Source organism: Pedobacter humicola, from assembly GCF_056490705.1.
Window position 1 is genome coordinate 335,344 of the sequence record NZ_JBWJIG010000004.1, and the last position, 18,006, is coordinate 353,349.

15 protein-coding genes are annotated in these 18,006 nt (G+C 38.4%); 8 read left to right on the forward strand and 7 right to left on the reverse strand.

The genetic code is table 11. From position 1 onward, the window contains the following. Positions 1-60: 60 nt before the first annotated feature. Positions 61-1,239 (reverse strand): THUMP domain-containing class I SAM-dependent RNA methyltransferase, encoded by a 1,179-nt coding sequence (locus AC04Q1_RS09430; protein ID WP_478364095.1) that lies wholly within the window; start codon positions 1,237-1,239, stop codon positions 61-63. Positions 1,240-1,310: 71 nt separating this feature from the next. On the opposite strand from AC04Q1_RS09430, the gene AC04Q1_RS09435 reads away from it, so the two are divergent. From AC04Q1_RS09435 to AC04Q1_RS09445, 3 genes are all read left to right on the forward strand, one after another. Next, positions 1,311-1,676: a DUF3127 domain-containing protein gene (locus tag AC04Q1_RS09435; RefSeq protein WP_478363974.1), complete on the forward strand. Its 366-nt coding sequence runs from the start codon at positions 1,311-1,313 to the stop codon at positions 1,674-1,676. A 252-nt stretch (positions 1,677-1,928) separates the two neighbouring features. Then, on the forward strand, positions 1,929-3,770 hold the full coding sequence (locus tag AC04Q1_RS09440; protein WP_478363976.1) for a sensor histidine kinase: 1,842 nt from the start codon (positions 1,929-1,931) through the stop codon (positions 3,768-3,770). Between the two features lie 177 nt (positions 3,771-3,947). Further along, a complete protein-coding gene (locus AC04Q1_RS09445; protein WP_478363978.1) occupies positions 3,948-4,643 on the forward strand; it encodes a response regulator transcription factor in 696 nt (231 codons plus the stop codon). Positions 4,644-4,736: 93 nt separating this feature from the next. On the opposite strand, the gene AC04Q1_RS09450 is transcribed toward AC04Q1_RS09445, so the two are convergent. Together AC04Q1_RS09450 and mqnB are read right to left on the reverse strand one after the other, a co-directional pair. Next, entirely contained in the window at positions 4,737-5,576 is an 840-nt protein-coding gene (locus AC04Q1_RS09450; protein WP_478363979.1) for a menaquinone biosynthesis family protein, read from the reverse strand. A 117-nt stretch (positions 5,577-5,693) separates the two neighbouring features. Continuing rightward, positions 5,694-6,317, reverse strand: coding sequence for a futalosine hydrolase (gene mqnB / locus AC04Q1_RS09455; protein ID WP_478363981.1), 624 nt, complete (start codon positions 6,315-6,317; stop codon positions 5,694-5,696). A gap of 116 nt (positions 6,318-6,433) precedes the next feature. Between mqnB and AC04Q1_RS09460 the strand changes: the two genes are divergently transcribed. The 4 genes from AC04Q1_RS09460 (at position 6,434) to AC04Q1_RS09475 (ending at position 12,276) form a co-directional block, all read left to right on the forward strand. Then, positions 6,434-6,844 (forward strand): 6-pyruvoyl trahydropterin synthase family protein, encoded by a 411-nt coding sequence (locus AC04Q1_RS09460; protein ID WP_090501570.1) that lies wholly within the window; start codon positions 6,434-6,436, stop codon positions 6,842-6,844. Between the two features lie 12 nt (positions 6,845-6,856). Then, positions 6,857-7,492, forward strand: a complete 636-nt coding sequence (gene folE, locus AC04Q1_RS09465) for a GTP cyclohydrolase I FolE (protein WP_478363983.1) — start codon at positions 6,857-6,859, stop codon at positions 7,490-7,492. Positions 7,493-7,568: 76 nt separating this feature from the next. Then, positions 7,569-8,450: an ACP S-malonyltransferase gene (gene fabD, locus AC04Q1_RS09470; RefSeq protein WP_478363984.1), complete on the forward strand. Its 882-nt coding sequence runs from the start codon at positions 7,569-7,571 to the stop codon at positions 8,448-8,450. 91 nt (positions 8,451-8,541) lie between these two features. After that, on the forward strand, positions 8,542-12,276 hold the full coding sequence (locus AC04Q1_RS09475; RefSeq protein ID WP_478363986.1) for a sensor histidine kinase: 3,735 nt from the start codon (positions 8,542-8,544) through the stop codon (positions 12,274-12,276). A 33-nt stretch (positions 12,277-12,309) separates the two neighbouring features. On the opposite strand, the gene AC04Q1_RS09480 is transcribed toward AC04Q1_RS09475, so the two are convergent. After that, on the reverse strand, positions 12,310-13,212 hold the full coding sequence (locus tag AC04Q1_RS09480) for a hypothetical protein (protein ID WP_478363988.1): 903 nt from the start codon (positions 13,210-13,212) through the stop codon (positions 12,310-12,312). 205 nt (positions 13,213-13,417) lie between these two features. On the opposite strand from AC04Q1_RS09480, the gene AC04Q1_RS09485 reads away from it, so the two are divergent. Beyond that, positions 13,418-14,962, forward strand: coding sequence for a glycoside hydrolase family 10-like protein (locus AC04Q1_RS09485; RefSeq protein WP_478363990.1), 1,545 nt, complete (start codon positions 13,418-13,420; stop codon positions 14,960-14,962). Between the two features lie 7 nt (positions 14,963-14,969). Here AC04Q1_RS09485 and AC04Q1_RS09490 read toward each other — a convergent pair whose 3' ends face one another. The 3 genes from AC04Q1_RS09490 to AC04Q1_RS09500 form a co-directional block, all read right to left on the reverse strand. Then, complete coding sequence (locus AC04Q1_RS09490) at positions 14,970-15,989, reverse strand: LacI family DNA-binding transcriptional regulator (RefSeq protein ID WP_478363991.1); 1,020 nt, start codon at positions 15,987-15,989, stop codon at positions 14,970-14,972. A 37-nt stretch (positions 15,990-16,026) separates the two neighbouring features. After that, complete coding sequence (locus AC04Q1_RS09495; RefSeq protein ID WP_478363993.1) at positions 16,027-17,187, reverse strand: acyltransferase family protein; 1,161 nt, start codon at positions 17,185-17,187, stop codon at positions 16,027-16,029. A gap of 201 nt (positions 17,188-17,388) precedes the next feature. After that, entirely contained in the window at positions 17,389-17,757 is a 369-nt protein-coding gene (locus tag AC04Q1_RS09500) for a transposase (RefSeq protein WP_478363995.1), read from the reverse strand. Positions 17,758-18,006 lie beyond the last annotated feature (249 nt).

Here is an 18,006-nt window from a genome sequence, read left to right on the forward strand (position 1 = left end):
AAAATTGTTTACGTTATGGTACGTAAGAGAGCCTAATATATTAATTTTCAATCAAAAAGTCTAGCCCTCAATTAATGGTGCACGGCGCGAGCCATCATATAATTCGTATTCTAATAAACGACAATCTAATTTACCATTATAAAATTCAACTTTTTTAGCGGCTTTTAATCCAATTTTCTTTGCAAGATCGGGATTTCCGGTGAAAATATAACCAGAATAACCTTTGCATTTGGTTTTCATAAAATCGCCCATGCGTTTGTAGGTCAGTTCCAATTTGCTGTGAACACCTAAACGCTCACCATATTCAGGGTTAAAAACAACCACACCTTTACCATCTTCAGGAACAGGGGTCAATTCGAAATCGCATACTTCGAATTCAATCAAGGTATCTACTCCTGCGGTTTTGGCATTTCTGCGGGTTACCTCAACAGCGTCTTCAGAAAGATCGGATGCCACAATTTTTAGATCAATATTTTTGATCACCTGATCTTTTAAAATTCTGCGTTCTGCGAAAAAATCTTCCTCATTATAGCCTAAAATATGCATAAAACCATAATTCATGCGGTATAAACCCGGGGCACGGTTGGTTGCAATTAAAGCTGCTTCGATTGCTAGCGTTCCCGAACCACACATGGGGTTGATAAATGGCGATTTTTTATCCCAGTTGGTGGCTAAAATAACACCGGCCGCCAACGCCTCTAACATGGGTGCTTTTCCTGGGATTTTACGGTACCCATGTTTGGCAAGGGTTTCGCCGGAAGTATCCATAAAAACATCTGCATCTGCATCTTTCCAGTATAAATGAACTACTGCTTTGTTCGCATCGGATCCTGAATTGGGGCGAATGCCTTTTTTCTCTTTCATGCGGTCTACAATTGCATCTTTTACCTTTAGGTTGGCAAATAGCGGCGTAGTAATATTTGGGTTATCCACATTTGAGGTTACCGAGAAATAACCCGAAAAATCAATCAGTTCTTCCCATTCAATGGCAGAAATTTCGTTATATAAATCATCAGGCGTAATGGCCTTGAAACTTTTAATTGCATAGAGGATCTGACTGGCACAACGCAAGTTCAAATTGAGCTTTATACACTCTGTAAGGGTGATATTAAGCTCAACGCCCGTAGCGAAAGCTCTTTCGATGGTGTAGCCCAAAGCCGTAACTTCAGCTTGTAAGTAGGGCGAAAGGCGCTTGTTGCAGGTAATGATTACCTTGCTTTTATTGTGGAAAACTTGCATCATAATATATGCGAAGTTATCAATAAAATTATAGAGATTTGATGTTTATAGTACATTAAGTAGTATTAGATATGGAAATTAAAGGAAAAGTACACGAAGTAGGTGCCACACAACAAGTAAGTGAAACGTTTAAAAAACGTGATTTAATAATAGAATACGCAGAAAATCCAACATACCCAGAATATATCCGTTTTGAGGCTTTGCAAGATAAAACTGCATTATTAGACACTTTTAAAGCAGGCGATGAGGTTGAAGTGTTCTTTAATTTACGTGGTCGCCCATGGACAGATAAAGCGGGTAAAACATCATATTTTAATAGTTTGGTGATTTGGCGTATCAATGCGGTTGCAGCAGGTGCTCCGGCAGCAGCGCCAGCTTACGCAGCCCCGGTTGATGTAAGCAATGCACCAGGTGAAGATGATGATTTGCCTTTCTAAATAAAGAATCTTTTTTAAGCAAACAATTTTGAACCATGCCGAGACTTTTAGTCTCGGCATTTTTTTTGCCTACGTGCCAGACTTCCGAAGTTTACATAACTTGTGCGATAGCAAAACTTAACAAGTCTTCCCGCCGCTGTTAAAATATGTTAAAAACAAACACTTAGCTTAGCGATTCAGTATTTTTGATATCTGTTTAAATTTAAAAAGATTGTGATTTGGTTTTTTAAAGCTTAAAATCATTCTAGTTCAATGAAGAAAAAGAGTTTTTGGTTAATTACCGTTTTAATGACGGTGGCTTTACTTGGTGTATTTGTAATGCAATTGTATTACATCAGGGAGTCTTATAAACTAAAATCCCAACTTTTCGATGAACAGGTAAATCAGACCCTGACCTCGGTGGTAAATAAAATTCAGCGGAAAAATACCGCTGATCACCTGAATAGAAGAGGTGCCGAAATCAGGCTGCAGCAGATGCAGGATGTGAGGCAAAGGGCACTGGATATTAATGAATTAAGGCAACAGTACGAACAGGAAGTAGAAGTTAGGCAATCGGAGCGCGAAATTGAGATTGAAAATTACCTGAATCAACAGGATAGTGTAATCAGGGTTTCTTACCGTAAGCCAGAAATGCTCAGCGAAAACACCTTTAAGTCGCTATCATCGCCTACTCCAACAACCAAAATCGGAAGCGCACGTCTAGACATACAGATTGATGGTATTGTTGATGAAAACTATAATATGAATGCCTTTAGTATGCGGTCGAAACTGTATTCGAACGATAGAAAGACTTTTAATTTTAGTTCACCGAAAAGCGTTCCCGATTCTATCAGGTATTTGGTTTACGATCCACGAGATGGTGCGCCGGGATTAATTAGTGTACCGAAGATACCGGATGATATGGCCCTGAAGTTTAAAAGGGAAGATCAGCTGGCTAAAAAGAGACTTGATCTTAAAATTGCTACTTTGAGTAAAGGGAAAGGTCCGATTAACTATTCGCAGACTAACTTAATCGAAGATGTGGCCAAAGAAATGGAGGAGGTAAATGTTCCAATATATAAACGGATAAACTTTACTGCCCTCGGACCACTTTTAAAGCAAGAACTCGTGGCCCACAATATTACATTAGAGCCTTCTTATCGGGTTTCTTTAGCTAAGAAAGATTCTACTATTTTTATGACAGCTTCCAATAAAAATGGAGAATTTTTACCAGAAAACACCTATAAAACACCTTTATTCGGTAACGATTTATTCCGCGACCCCGGTATGCTTTTCGTGAGTTTTCCGAATAAAAACTCAGCGATTATTTCTAACCTGAGTGCTACACTTGCCTCATCTATCGGGTTGTTACTGGTACTCGTTTTCATCTTTTCTTATACCCTTTATGCCATTTTAAAGCAGAAGAAACTATCAGAAATGAAAACAGATTTCATCAACAACATGACGCATGAGTTTAAAACCCCTGTGGCCACCATTATGATTGCCAGTGAGGCTTTGAAAGATCCCGAAGTGACGGAAGATAAGGCTCGGTTGAAACGGTTGGCAGGGATTATTTATGATGAAAATGTTCGTTTGGGCAGTCATATCGAACGTGTATTAAGTATCGCCAGACTGGAAAAGGGTGAGCTTACGATGGAGAATACCGAGGTAGATATGAACGATTTAATTGTGATTGTGCTCGATAGTATGGAGTTGCAGTTACAAAAAAAGAATGCCATTATCCACGTCAATACCGATGCCGAAAACGCAGTAGTTTATGGCGATGAATTGCATCTCTCCAATGTCATTTATAACCTCATTGATAACGCGAATAAATACAGCAGCAATACACCGGAAATTACCATCACTACGCGCAATACCAACAGGAGTTTAATTATTGAAATAGCAGATAAGGGCATAGGGATGACCAAAGAGCAATCTAAAAGGATTTTTGATCAGTTTTATAGAGTACCAACAGGAAACCTGCACGATGTTAAGGGATTTGGCTTAGGGTTAAATTATGTTCAGGATATTATCAAGAAACTGAACGGAACAGTTAAGGTAAGTAGCGAAAAAGATAGGGGAACAACGTTCGAAATATCTTTACCTTTATAAACCGGCTAACCATCGGTACAAAAGGTTGCTTTGTCGATACATTAAAATATAACAGGTTTAATTTGTCTAATATAGTAGAGTATCAATTTAATCTACATCATAAATTAAACCGTTATGCATATTCAGAATCAAACTTTCAGTGTAGGGAATGCTACATACGTGAATAAAATTAAGAAAATGAAAAAAATACTTCTGGTAGAAGACGACCCAAATCTAGGTTTATTATTACAAGACTATTTGCAGCTAAAAGGTAAATTTGATGTAGTGTTATGTACTGATGGTGAAGACGGATTAAAAACGTTTAACAAACAGAATTTCGATCTTTGTATTTTGGACGTGATGATGCCTAAAAAAGATGGATTTACCTTAGGTAAAGACATTAGAAAGGTAAACACACAGGTTCCGATCATTTTTGCAACGGCTAAAACCATGTTGGAAGATAAATCTGCTGCTTATGATTTAGGCGGTGATGATTATATTACCAAACCATTCCGTATAGAAGAACTTTTGCTGCGCATTAACGCCATGTTTAAGCGTGTGGCCAATAAAACCGATCAAAACGACGAGTCTGCAGAGACACAATTTTCTATCGGTCAATATCATTTCGATTATACCACCCAGATTATTACCCATAATGATGTACAACAAAAGCTGTCTACCAAAGAAGCTGAACTGCTACGCTTATTGTGCTTAAAAAAGAATACCGTTTTAACCCGTGAGGAAGCTTTGTTAAGTATCTGGCATGATGATAATTACTTCAACGGTAGAAGTATGGATGTATTTTTAAGTAAGCTTCGTAAATATCTTAGAGCCGACCCCACAGTAGAAATTATCAATGTGCATGGAAAAGGCTATAAGTTGCTGGTCAGTTAAATTAACTAAACCAACCATCCTCCTGAGCTTGTTTCAGGATTTACGAAACAATTAAGAAAGGATGCTGAAACAAGTTCAGCATGACGAAAAGAATTAAATATATAAGTTCTCCTGAATAGTGGGAATAATATTCCGTTCCTGCGCAAGCTTAAATAAGGTATCAACCGCTTTACGGCCTTCTTCGCCAAGATTAACGCTATATTTATTTACATACAGTTCAATGTGTTTATACATTACACTTTCTTCCATGGCCTGGGCATGCTGGCGGATAAAATCAATTCCTGATTTTGGATGTGCAAAGGCAAACTCTACCGACTGGCGGATTAAGCGGTTCACTTTTAATTGTACTTCGCGGTCTAAATTTCTATTGATGACGATTCCGCCCAGGGGAATGGCGCAGCCGGTTAATTTTTCCCAGTAATCTCCTAAATCAACAATCTTGGTTAAACCTTTATCCTGGTAGGTGAACCTGTTTTCATGTATGATTAAACCTAAATCAATCTCGTTGTTCAGCAAGGCGGATTCGATCTCCGAAAAAACGAGTTCCTGTTTGTTCAGCAAATGGGGATAGGCAATGCCCAATAAAAAATTTGCCGTGGTATATTTTCCCGGAATCCCAATTCTCAGTTCAGCGTTTGCAGTTTGAAGTTCGGCGTTATCGAAATGATTTTTACTGATCAACAACGGGCCTACGCCAAAACCTAAGGCGCTGCCGGCGTCTAATAAGGCATATTGATTAGCTACGTAGGCGAATGCATGAAAACTTAACTTGGTAATGTCTAATTCGCCTCTGAGTGCCTTTTGGTTTAAGGTTTCTACATCATCATAAGAAACTTCAAATGCTAAACCTTCAGTATCAATTTTATGGTGAATGAGCGCGTCGAAAATAAAGGTGTCGTTAGGGCAGGGTGAAAATCCAAGTGTAAGTTTCATCTATTTATTTTTTTGTTTTCAGGTGTTAGATAGAACTTTGACAATTAAAATAATTATTTTAATTGTGTCGGGTTCACAAATCAAAATTAACTACTGCAATAAATTAATCGGTCATAATCAGTTCATTTCTCCAATAAAAGCAATTGCCCAATCATTTAAATTTTTAACAGCAAGGTCTATTTTCCAGTTTTCTTTATTTCTGGGCTCTACGTAATTGGATATGCTCCTAATCTGGAGGCAATCGATATTTAACTGCTTGCAGGCATAAAAAATGGCAGCCCCTTCCATGCTTTCGGTTGTTGGGTTTAACCTTTGAATCAGTTTTTTTATGCTTTTTTCGCTTCCGGTTACACAATTCATGGTGATGCCTTTTGCAATCGGCAAAGCCACTTCTCTATGGGGCCGGGAGGTATAATGGTTTTCTCCAAAACCTAAATCCGTGATGGTTAGAAAGTCGTCGCCATTTTCAGCACCCAGTTCGGCAAATGTATCTTCGGTAATGTTTAATACCGTACCTAAGGCTATGCTTCGATCAAAACAGCCCGCAATACCAAAATTTACCACAAGATCGTATTTGTGCGAAAGGTGTTTACCTAAGGCAAATGCTGTTGCCACCATTCCAACACCTGTGATCAGCAAATCGAAATTTTTATGCTCCACAAAATTTCCATCGGGCAGATTAAAATGCTGATAAACGAAGTTAAGTTCCGCTTTTGTAGCGGCAACAACTAAAATTTTCATATGGTAAAGTTAATTCATTAAATAATAATCCGACTACATCATCCATTTTTCCATCTTACATTTTCCATAACGGGGCTTAAACCTTTATCTGTATATTTGCACTTTATTTTATAGTAATGATTTACATAACGAGAAAAGCATCATTTAATGCGGCACATAAATTAGCCCGTACCGATTGGGATGATGATAAAAATAATGAAGTTTATGGTAAATGTGCCAACCCAAACTGGCACGGCCATAACTATTGGTTGTATGTTACAGTTAAGGGCGAGGTTAATCCGGAAACAGGTTTTTTGGTTGATTTAAAATGGCTGAAAGACGTAATGAACGATTATGTTGTAGATAAGGTTGATCATAAAAATTTAAATCTTGATGTAGACTTTATGAAGGGCAAACTGGCCTCTACCGAAAATCTGGCCATAGAGATCTGGAAACAGTTATGGGCGCCAATTGCAGAGAGCGGGGCAATTTTACATTGTGTAAAAATCTACGAAACCGAAAATAATTTTGTTGAATACTTTGGTTAAAAACCTAAATTAATGAGCAGTAAAGACGTATTAAAAGGCGAATCGAGGGATGGTTATGTGAAAATAGACCGTTACAACGAAGATAAAATTGAAGCTGTAGCTACACACTACAAAGATATTCTTGGCCAGTTGGGCGAAGATCCGGAACGCGAAGGGTTGTTAAAAACACCTGAACGTGTGGCTAAAGCGTTGCAATATCTAACCCACGGTTATGATTTAAAACCAGATGAGATCCTCAAAGGAGCCATGTTCCAGGAAGATTATAGCCAAATGGTTGTGGTGAAGGACATTGAAGTGTATTCGATGTGCGAACACCATATGCTGCCCTTTTTTGGCAAGGCGCATATCGCTTATATCCCTAACGGCCATATTGTTGGCTTGAGCAAAATTCCACGTGTAGTTGATGCCTTTGCCCGCCGTTTACAGGTACAAGAACGGTTGACCAACGAAATCAGGGATTGTATCCAAAATACGCTAAACCCTATGGGGGTAGCCGTGGTGATAGAATGCAGGCACTTATGCATGTCGATGCGCGGAGTACAAAAACAAAATTCGGTTACTACAACCTCGGCGTTTACCGGCACTTTTTTAAGTAATGATAAAACAAGAGCTGAGTTTTTAAGGTTAATTACAGCAAGTTTAGATTAACCCCAGCCCCCTAAGGGGGATGGATTAATAATAATTTAATAAAATATTTAATTTCCCCTTTAGGGGATTAAGGGGTATGAAAGCATATATTTTTCCCGGACAGGGAGCACAGTTTGTAGGTATGGGTAAAGATCTTTATGAGCACCCAAAAGCTGCAGAATTATTTGAACAGGCCAACGGGATTATCGGTTTCCGCATCAGCGATATTATGTTCGGCGGAACAGATGAAGAGCTTAAACAAACCAATGTAACGCAACCGGCTATCTTTTTGCATTCGGTTATATTGGCGAAGGTGTTAGGGGATGATTTTAAACCTGATATGGTTGCGGGCCACTCCTTGGGTGAGTTTTCTGCTTTGGTAGCGGCAAAGGCCTTAAGTTTTGAAGACGGCTTAAAACTGGTTATTGCGCGTGCAAATGCAATGCAGAAAGCTTGTGAGGCTCAGCCATCAACAATGGCGGCTATTTTAGGTCTTGCTGATGAGGTGGTTGAAAAAATCTGTTCAGAAATAGATGCGGTAGTAGTACCGGCGAATTATAACTGCCCGGGCCAATTGGTGATTTCGGGCAGTATAGAAGGTATTGATCTGGCCTGTGCTAAATTAACTGAAGCAGGAGCAAAAAGAGCATTAAAATTAAATGTAGGTGGAGCATTTCATTCCCCTTTAATGGAACCTGCAAAAATTGAATTGCAAGCGGCTATTGAGGCAACAGATATTTCGGTGCCAATTTGCCCGGTTTATCAAAATGTTGATGCCAGGCCTTATACAGATCCAACCGAAATTAAAGCCAATTTAATTAAACAATTAACAGGTGCTGTACGTTGGACACAAACAGTAGGAAATATGCTTGCTGATGGTGCTACAGAATTTGTTGAGGTTGGCCCGGGAAATGTATTACAGGGATTGGTTAAAAAAGTGAGCCGCGAAGTACAAACAAGCAGTGCTGGCATAGCTTAACTTATTCAAAATAGAATAATAGTTCCAACGCCATAAACCCAAGTGTTTATGGCGTTGTTTTTTATCAATATTTAATATCTTTATCAATAGGATGAAAATGAGCTTTGGTGTAAAAATAAGGTTTCTATTGCTCGTTTTGGGCTGTTGCCTGATGGCAACTTCCATCTCGCTGAGCCGTTTTACTACCAAGAGTGAACTGCTCGAGCACGATGCCGAAGAAATTCAACAAAACCTTTTGATCAAAGAAAGATCGGTGCAAAATTTCCTGACCGATAAAAAAGAGGTGGCCAAGGCCGAGCAATTTCATCTCAATCCTAAAGACGCACTTGATTTTATCGAATCATTCCGTGAAAAGAACGGCATCAATCTATTAACCTATCAAAATAATCAACTTAAATTCTGGAGCACCTATAAAGTTTCGGAAATAGATCCGACTACAATAAGGGAAGGTAGTTCTGTATTGTTTTTTTCCAATGGCTGGTATGAGGTAATCAAAAGCACACGGCATAATTTTAGCCTTATTTTTCTGATTTCCATTCAGTCTCAGTATCCTTTTAAAGAAACGCAGTACTTTAAAAATGATATTGACCCCATTTTATCAAAGACCAAAATATTAACTTTTGCATCTTTTACCGATAAGGATGTTTATGTGATAAAAAGTCTTGATAATAAGTTTTTATTCGGACTTAAAGTGAAGCCGGGTTATGCAGAAACCTATTATTCTGGTACACAGTTATGGTTATTTGTTGCAGGTATGTTGTGCATCTGTATGTTTTTTAACTCTTTAAGCTCACTTATTGCCAGGCGGGGGCATATTGCATGGAGTACCTTTTTACTGCTTTTTTTCTTTTTGGCTTTTCGTTTATCAGATTTATATTATGGATGGTTTAATCACCGGTTTATCTTAGAGCTGTTTGACCCACGCATCTATGCCGATAGTTTCTTAATGCCCTCATTGGGCGATTTTCTGTTAAATGTTATCGTACTTACCTGGTTGCTCCTGTTTATGTACAACCATAAGGCGCAATATCAGTTCCCCGAATGGATCAAGCGGAATAAGATAATAGGGATACTGATCCAGGCAGGATTACTGGTGTTGATCGGGCGGATAGTTTGGGATACCGACGATATTTTCTTCGGATTGATCTTCAACTCCAAAATCAATTTTGATATCGTAAACATTTTAAAACTGAGTGGAACAAGTTGGGTAGGGATCGTGATTTTATGTTTGGCCTGGTTTCAGATCTACCTGATAACGGTTATATCTGCAACAGTAAGCAGCCAGTTAAATGTTACGAACAGAGAGCGGTTAATTATTTTCTTAACCGGCTTTGCCGGTGTTTTTGTATATAAACTTATTGTTGATTTTAATGCATTTTTTATCGTTTTTGCGCTCGCGTTATTTATTGTTGCAAGAGCTGTTTACCTAAAAGAACGAAATTTTTCTATCGGTATGTTTGCCATTGTTTTCTTCTGTCTGGCTTTTAATACTTCGATTAAATATACCAGGTATAAAGATTTCAAAGAAAGAAGCTTACGCGAGCCGTTGGCACGAAAAGTACAATCATCAGAAGATCCCAATGCCATTGTAGCCTTAGGTGCCCTAGGAAATGAGATTGTTAAAGATGATTTTCTGGTGCGGTATTTTAACCAGGAACGGATGGGCAATTATGCTGTGCTCAAAAATCACATTAAAGATTATTTGGATGGTTATTTAAACAGATATGATTATCAGATTTATCCTTACGATAAATCCGGGATCATCATTGGAAGCGCCGATAGTCCGCCGATTGATAAGTATAAAAACCTGGTAGAAGCCGGTTCAGTTAAAATTGATGGGTCAAACTTTTTCTATCAGGTTAACAACACGTTTGGTTATCAGGATTACTTTGGGATTATTTCTGTTGTAGATCAGGGCAGTTTACTCGGAACACTCGTTATCGAACTTCGATCCAAGCCTTACAATTATAATAATCGTCTACCAGATCTTTTGGGTGATCAAAAGATAATGAAGGATGAAGATTTTAAAGGTTATTCCATTGCTTTATACAGTAATAATAAACTCCTTAATCAATCTGGTAACTATACCTATCCGCTTGATGGTAGCATATTTAAAGGTAAAAAAGATGATTTTGTGACCATCAGCGATGATAAGCTCCGTTACAGCCATTTAATTTATAAACCATCTAATAGTAAAATGGTCATTATCAGCAGAGAGAAAGTCGATTATCTTGAACGTCTGGCGGCATTATCTTTCTTTTTTCTGGTGTTTATTATCTTTTCGATATTGCTTTACGGCTTAATCTGGCTCATCAAGAATTTGGATGATGATAAGGTGGGCTGGTTTAGTATCAACAGGTCGTTAATGATCAATGCCAATAAGATTTTATATAAAACAAGGATCCAGGTCTCGATTGTACTTTCTGTTGTGGCTACATTGGTTATTGTAGGTTGGGTAACCTATTATTATATGAACCTCGAATACCGTGGCCAGCAAGATGCAATATTAAAGGATAAGATCAGAAAGGTTCAGCAGAATTTTGAAAAGCAGGTTTTTAGCAATGGAATTGTTGCCAATGATGAGAATGCGGTAGCAGATTTTAACAATTTTGCAGATATCAACAATGCAGATTTAAATTTATATGATCTGAATGGCGACCTAATAATGACTACTTATCCAAAACTCTATAGTTATAAAATTATTGGGAAAAAGATGGGCCCGTCAGCATATCTTTCTTTGAGCATTCTGCACCGGTCAGAGTTTATCAATGCGAATGAGAAAATTGGTAATTTAAAATATGCGGCTGCCTATGCGCCGATCAGAAATGCCCAAAATAAAACAATTGCTTATATCGGTTTGCCAAATTATTCTAACGAAGAAGAGTATACCGATAAGATTGCCCTTTTCGTAAGTAATCTGATTAATATTTATGCTTTGGTTTTTGTGGCCATTGGCGTGCTGGCGGTATTTTTGGCCAACCAGATTACGAGCCCTTTAACGTTTATTCAGGAAAGCATCAGTAAAACAAAAATTGGCCAGCGGAACGAACCCATTGTATGGCGTAGGCACGATGAAATCGGCTCTTTAATTAAAGAGTATAACAATATGATTTCTGCTTTGGAGGCCAGCGCGCTGAAGCTCGCAAGATCGGAGCGCGAAAGCGCCTGGCGCGAAATGGCCAAGCAGGTTGCCCATGAAATTAAAAACCCCTTAACGCCTTTGAAATTGGGGGTTCAATTGTTAGAAAAATCATGGCGGGAGAAGGATCCAAACTTCGAGCTTAAGTTTAATAAGTTTAGCAAATCGTTTATAGAGCAGATAGATAGTCTTTCTAAAATTGCCTCCGAATTCTCCAATTTTGCTAAAATGCCCGATACCAATTTGGAGCGGCTTTCTTTATTGCCAATTATCGAGCAGGCAAGAGAGGTGTTTAAAAGCACAGAAAACGTAACCATAGACGTGCTGAATAAAAGTGATAAGGATGTTGAGATCATGGCCGATCATGATCAGCTTTTAAGAACCTTTAATAACCTGCTTAAAAACGCCATTGAGGCCATTGATGAGGAGACTTTATGCTGCATCACCATTGTTGTTTACGTGGATGTACAGAATGCCTATATCGAGATCAAAGATAACGGTAAAGGGATTCCGCTAACTTTACATGATAAGATATTCGTGCCTAACTTTACCACCAAAACTTCTGGAACAGGATTAGGACTCGCTTTTGTAAAACAAGCGGTAGAGAATGCAGGTGGGGCAGTTAAGTTTACCTCTATTAGCGGCTTGGGGACTACCTTTTATTTGAATTTCCCTTTAGCTAAATAAAAAAGAATTAAGGTTGGTTTTGAGGGGATAATTTTATCTCAGTTCTACCTGAGCCTTGCCCATGGTATTACCATCAGCATATAAAATTACAGTGTAAATACCTTTTATAAAAGGTTTTGGGTTGGCCCAATCGATAACATAGGTACTGTCGTCGTTATTGTAATTGATAAATATAGAGTGGCTGTACTGCATATCCTGTCCATCAGCCTCGAAACGGTTCCCTTCATCGGCCAGTAAGTTGCCAGCAGGATCAAATACCCTAAGGTAAATGTTGTGATGGCCTTTTTCTGCTAACTCGTTAGGTATAATGTTAAAACGGACACTTAGTTTTTCTGCCGTTGAAGATCTGGTTACCTCAACTTTTTTACCGCTTGATTTTGTTCTGAAAGCGATAATTTCGGCGGTTTGGAGTTTTAATGCTGCGGCTGTTTTAACCTTTGCATTGAGATTTGCGTTTTCGTTCTCCAGATTCGAAGCCTTATTGCTAATGTTTCTGAGGGTGTTTTCTAAACTATCGCGACTATTTTTTAGAAAAATGTTATCTTTTTGAAGCTGGATAATCTGCTCGTTGTAATTTTTTACAAATGTTTTCAGCTCGTTTATCTGCACATTGGCTTTATCTAGTTCGCCCTGGGTAATCTGGGCTTTTTCTAAGGCTGCCTTAAGTTCTTCAATCTTTACGCGGGCGAGTTTTTGTTCTTCAACCAGTTTATCGTTTAAATCTAAGTTTAAAGCATTCACCTTATCCAGCTCAACCTCAATCTTTTCCACCTCCAGCCTTAACTTATCTTTTTCTGTGCTAACGGTTACAAATTTTTCGCTCTGCTTTCGGTCTTTAAAAAACAAGTAAGCATTTGTGCCGATTAAAGCCGCAATAACGATGACCAGGAAGTAAATTTTGTTTCTATCACCCTTATTAATCTTTTGTGGTTCCATTTTAATAACGCTGTATCTTTCTTAAATTAATATACTTTTGTTCTCCATAGGTAAATGGGTGTACACAATTAATTTTAGCAGGGCGCAAATTAAAATTTTTAATAAACTTATAAGAGTTTTTAAAAAAAATCGTTTAATTGCTAATGTTCATTTGTATTCAAATCAACACAAATACACAACCTGAATAAAAAATAAGACAGAAATAATGCTTAAAAACTTCCTATACGCACTTTTATCTTTAACTGTAGTACCTTATATATTAAATGCACAACCTTTATCAAAAATTGCACCAAAAAGGGAGTTTAGGGGTGTTTGGGTGGCTACTGTTACCAATATAGATTGGCCATCGCGGCCAGGTTTAAGTATCGATCAGCAAAAACAAGAATTAATCGGCATTTTAGAAAGGCATAAAAGTCAGGGCATGAATGCCATTATTTTGCAGGTAAGGCCTGCAGCTGATGCTTTTTACGCAAAATCAAGAGAGCCCTGGAGCCAGTGGCTAATGGGCAAACAAGGTTTGGCACCCGCAGCTGGGTATGATCCATTGGCCTTTGCTATTAAAGAGGCTCATTTTAGGGGCATGGAGCTTCACGCCTGGTTTAATCCGTACAGAGCCAGTATGAGCAGTACTGCTGTGTTGAGCGAAGACCATGCATACCGCAAACACCCAGATTGGTTTTTTACCTATGGTGGCAAAAAACAGTTTGATCCTGGGATTCCTGAAGTCAGGGAATATATTGTTCAGGTAATTTTAGATGTTGTAAAGGGATACGATGTAGATGGTATTCACTTTGATGATTATTTCTACCCGTATAAAGTAGAAGGGCAAAGTATTAACGATGGCAGTACTTTTTATAAATACCCCAATAATATCTCGGATATTAAAGATTGGAGGCGAAATAACGTCGATTTGCTCATTAAAGCGTTAGATGATAGTATTCATCACTATAAGAAATGGGTTAAATTTGGCATCAGTCCCTTCGGCATCTGGAAAAACAAGTACGAAGATCCGGAAGGCTCTGCTACAAGTGGTTTATCCAATTATGCAGAGCTTTTTGCCGATAGCCGTAAATGGGTAAGGGAAGGCTGGGTAGATTATATCAATCCCCAAATTTATTTTACGTTTACCAGAAGGGTAGCGCCTTATGGTATTCTGGTTGATTGGTGGAGCAATAATACTTTCGGTAGGCATGTTTATATCGGGCAGGGTGCCTATCTGGTAAACTCGAGGGCAGAAGCCGCCTGGAAAAACCTGAGTGAAATTCCGAATCAGATCAGGTATATCAGAGATAACAACAGGATTCAGGGAAGCGTTTTTTTTAGCTCTAAATCTTTAAGCACCGTTGCAAAAGCTGTTGGTGATTCACTGAAAAACGACTTTTATAAATATCCGGCTTTGCCACCGCAAATGCCATGGTTGGATGAAGTGCCTCCAAACGAACCCCAGGCTTTAACAGCCGATGCATTGAAAGATGGCGTACATTTAAAATGGCAACTTCCGTTAAAGGCAAAAGATGGAGAAACAGCTTCAGGGTTTGTGATTTATCGTTTTGCTGAAGGAGAGAAAATTTCTGTGCTTGATCCCAAGAATATCATTAAAATCAGTTTCGAAGATTACCTATCTTTTATCGATACCAGTGTTGAAAGCGGGAAACGGTATAGTTATCTGGTAACAGCGCTCGATCGCTTAAAAAATGAAAGTGAGCCGAGTGGACCTGTAGGAATAGAAGTGCCTTTAGCGAAGGAGTAACGGCCTGTTAATTTTTTTTGTTGGTCGATTCTCTTTCTACAACTGATGGATCAAGAACTATATGCTGCATATTGGTATAAGGGTTTTCCTGGCTGATCATTTTGAGAAACATTTTGGCGCATTCCTTTCCCATTTGCGACGCATGCTGATCGATGGTGGATAAATTGGGTGTAATGTAGGCTGAGAATGCCTCGTTTGCAAAGCCGATTACACCAATTTGCGGGGGTATTTCATTTAGCTCTTTAAGCTTGTTAATCACGCCTAAAGCAGTAAAATCATCGCCGGCAATAATCGCATCAGGTCTGTTTCTGCTGCGCATTAATTTATCTGCGCCGAATAGGCCATCTTTAATGGATAGGCCATTAAAAATAATATGTTCTTCTGTAAGTGGGAGGTTATAATCTGTAAGTGCTGCCTTGTACCCCGCTAGGCGGTTGTTAAATATTTTAATCTGATGAACTGTAGTTACAAATGCAATTTTTTTATAGCCTTTGTCAATTAAATGTTCAGTGGCAATATAACCTGCCTTAAAATCATCCAGTGTAATGCTTGGTGCTTTTAAATCTGAGTTTACACGATCGAACAAGATAAGCGGCTTGTTTTGCTTAATAATTTCAGCAAAGTGAGAAACATCTTCTGTTTCCAACGACATGGAGGCCATAATACCATCCACCTGGGCTTCTAATAAGGCTCTTACGCCATTTATTTCGTTTTCAACTGATTCATTCGATTGATAAATAATAACGCGGTAACCGCTGTCTTTTAGTCCATCTTCGATACAATGTATAATTGATGCAAAAAAGTGCGCCTGTACACTGGGTACAATCACGCCAATAATATATGTTTTGCCCGATTTTAATGCGGAAGCGAGTTTGTTTGGACTATAATTTAGTTTTTTAGCGGTCTCTATTACCGCTTTTCTCGTGGTATCACTAATTGCCGGAAAACCACTAAGTGCCCTGGAAACTGTTGATACCGTAATATTCAGCTCCTTGGCTATATCATATATGGTGGTTTTCTTTTTCAATTAAGGAAGGAAATCATTTAATTCAGGTGTAAATCTACTAAACCTTAATAATAATGTTCTTTTTGTACATGAAATATAATAGTACATAAAACCCCAGCACATAAGTAACCGCCCAAACGAGTGATGCATTGATGGGGCTAAAAAACGGCGTATAGCAGGTTTCGTAAAACCTGACCAATAATCCAGTTTTGGTGCCGTCGGGTTTGGTAACCTGGATCAGGTTTAATACGCGTGGCATTAAACCTGCCAGAAAGAAAACAGTAATGGCATTTACTCCATATACCACAAAAGGAGTAGTAAATTTTTTGTAGCCCTGCACATCAATGATCCAATAGCACAGTGCTAGTCCAATTGAAGCCAGTCCGCCGGCATATAAAACATAAGAACTTGTCCACAATGCTTTATTGATCGGGAACTGCAAATCCCAAAGCAAGCCCAAAATAACGCCTGTAATACCTGTGGTAAATAGCCAGGCAACCTTTGTTGGGTTATCCACATCTCTCCTGCGCATCCAAACGCCTACTAAAATGCCAAACAAACAGGTTCCTATTGCTGGTAATGTACTTAAAATTCCCTCCGGATCCCAGGTTTTAGATGAGGCCCAGGTATGCGCCTCTGTTAAAATTCCACGATCAATCCAGGCCGCTAAATTGGTTTCTTTTTCCAGATTGGGATAACCCACTCCGGGAACAGGAATGAAAGTCATCAGTGCCCAATAAACTGCGAGTATTATGATTAATACTTTAAATATCGTTTTGTTTGAGACCTTGATGAAGATTACACTGCTAATGATGAAAACAATGCCTATTCTTTGCAATACGCCTAATAGCCTTACTGTTTGAAAGGCCTCCCAAATGGATCTGCCGTCCATTATAGCACTGATAATTTTCCCGAAAATAGCCAGGAAAAATCCAAGTAAATAGAGGATAATACCGCGTTTAATGGCTTTTATGATTGTTTTTTTATGCGTAGATGGATCTGCTTTACTGCTGCTCATGGCAAAGGCAATGGATACGCCAACAATCCATAAAAAGAATGGGAAAATTAAATCGGTGGGGGTGCAACCATTCCATTCAGCGTGCTCTAGAGGAGCATAGATGTGCCCCCAGCTGCCCGGATTATTTACTAGGATCATTGCAGCTACAGTTAATCCCCTGAAAAAATCGAGAGATAATAATCGTTGTTTAGGTTCGGTCATGGTTTTTTGTTTGGCTTCGGTAAACTAATTTAGAGTATTGTTCTTAGAATGAGAAATTACTGACGAAGTTTAGAAAGGACAGGTGGGGTAGGATAACTTCGTAAGTCTAAGCAAATGTCTGAAAAAACTAAGAGGCCTTGCGGTTCGCTTGGTCATCTATATTTGTAAGCTGGGCAAAATGAAAACTTATACTTCATTAAATTAATGATTAGCTATAAACCCAGCTAAGCCATCAAACCATTCTAGAACTTCAGATTTACTGATTGAAGTTGGTTCATTCAATAGATAAGAGCTGAATGAAGAATATTTATAGTCTTCCATGTTTTTTGCCAATCCCGAAATTACTGGATTTTGGTGTATGTAGGTAATAATCCGGGTGTAGTAAGTCTCAGAATTAACTTTTTTTGATTTATATCGCCCTTGCCATAAGCCTCCAACCCGGTTATAACTTTGATTTATTGCCTTGGTGTAGGAGATAAGCATATTTCTAATTCCTTTTTCAAAATTTAACCTATCCTTTACCCTGATAAAGAAATGAAAATGGTTTGGCATTAAACAATACGCAAACACATCAACCGATGTTAAGACATAATTTTAAACTGCTTTGAAAAGAAAATATAATTTCTGTCTTCAAAAAAGATCTTATCCTTATTGTTTCCCCTGTTGTAAATGTGGTAACAGCACCCTTCCTCTATCTTCATATTTTAATGATTTGAATAATTGACGTCAGGGGATGACTGATCAGATAGAAAGATAAATATTTATTTTGAAAATAACGAATAGTTATTTATGAAGATTAGTTTGGGTTTGTGCGGTGAA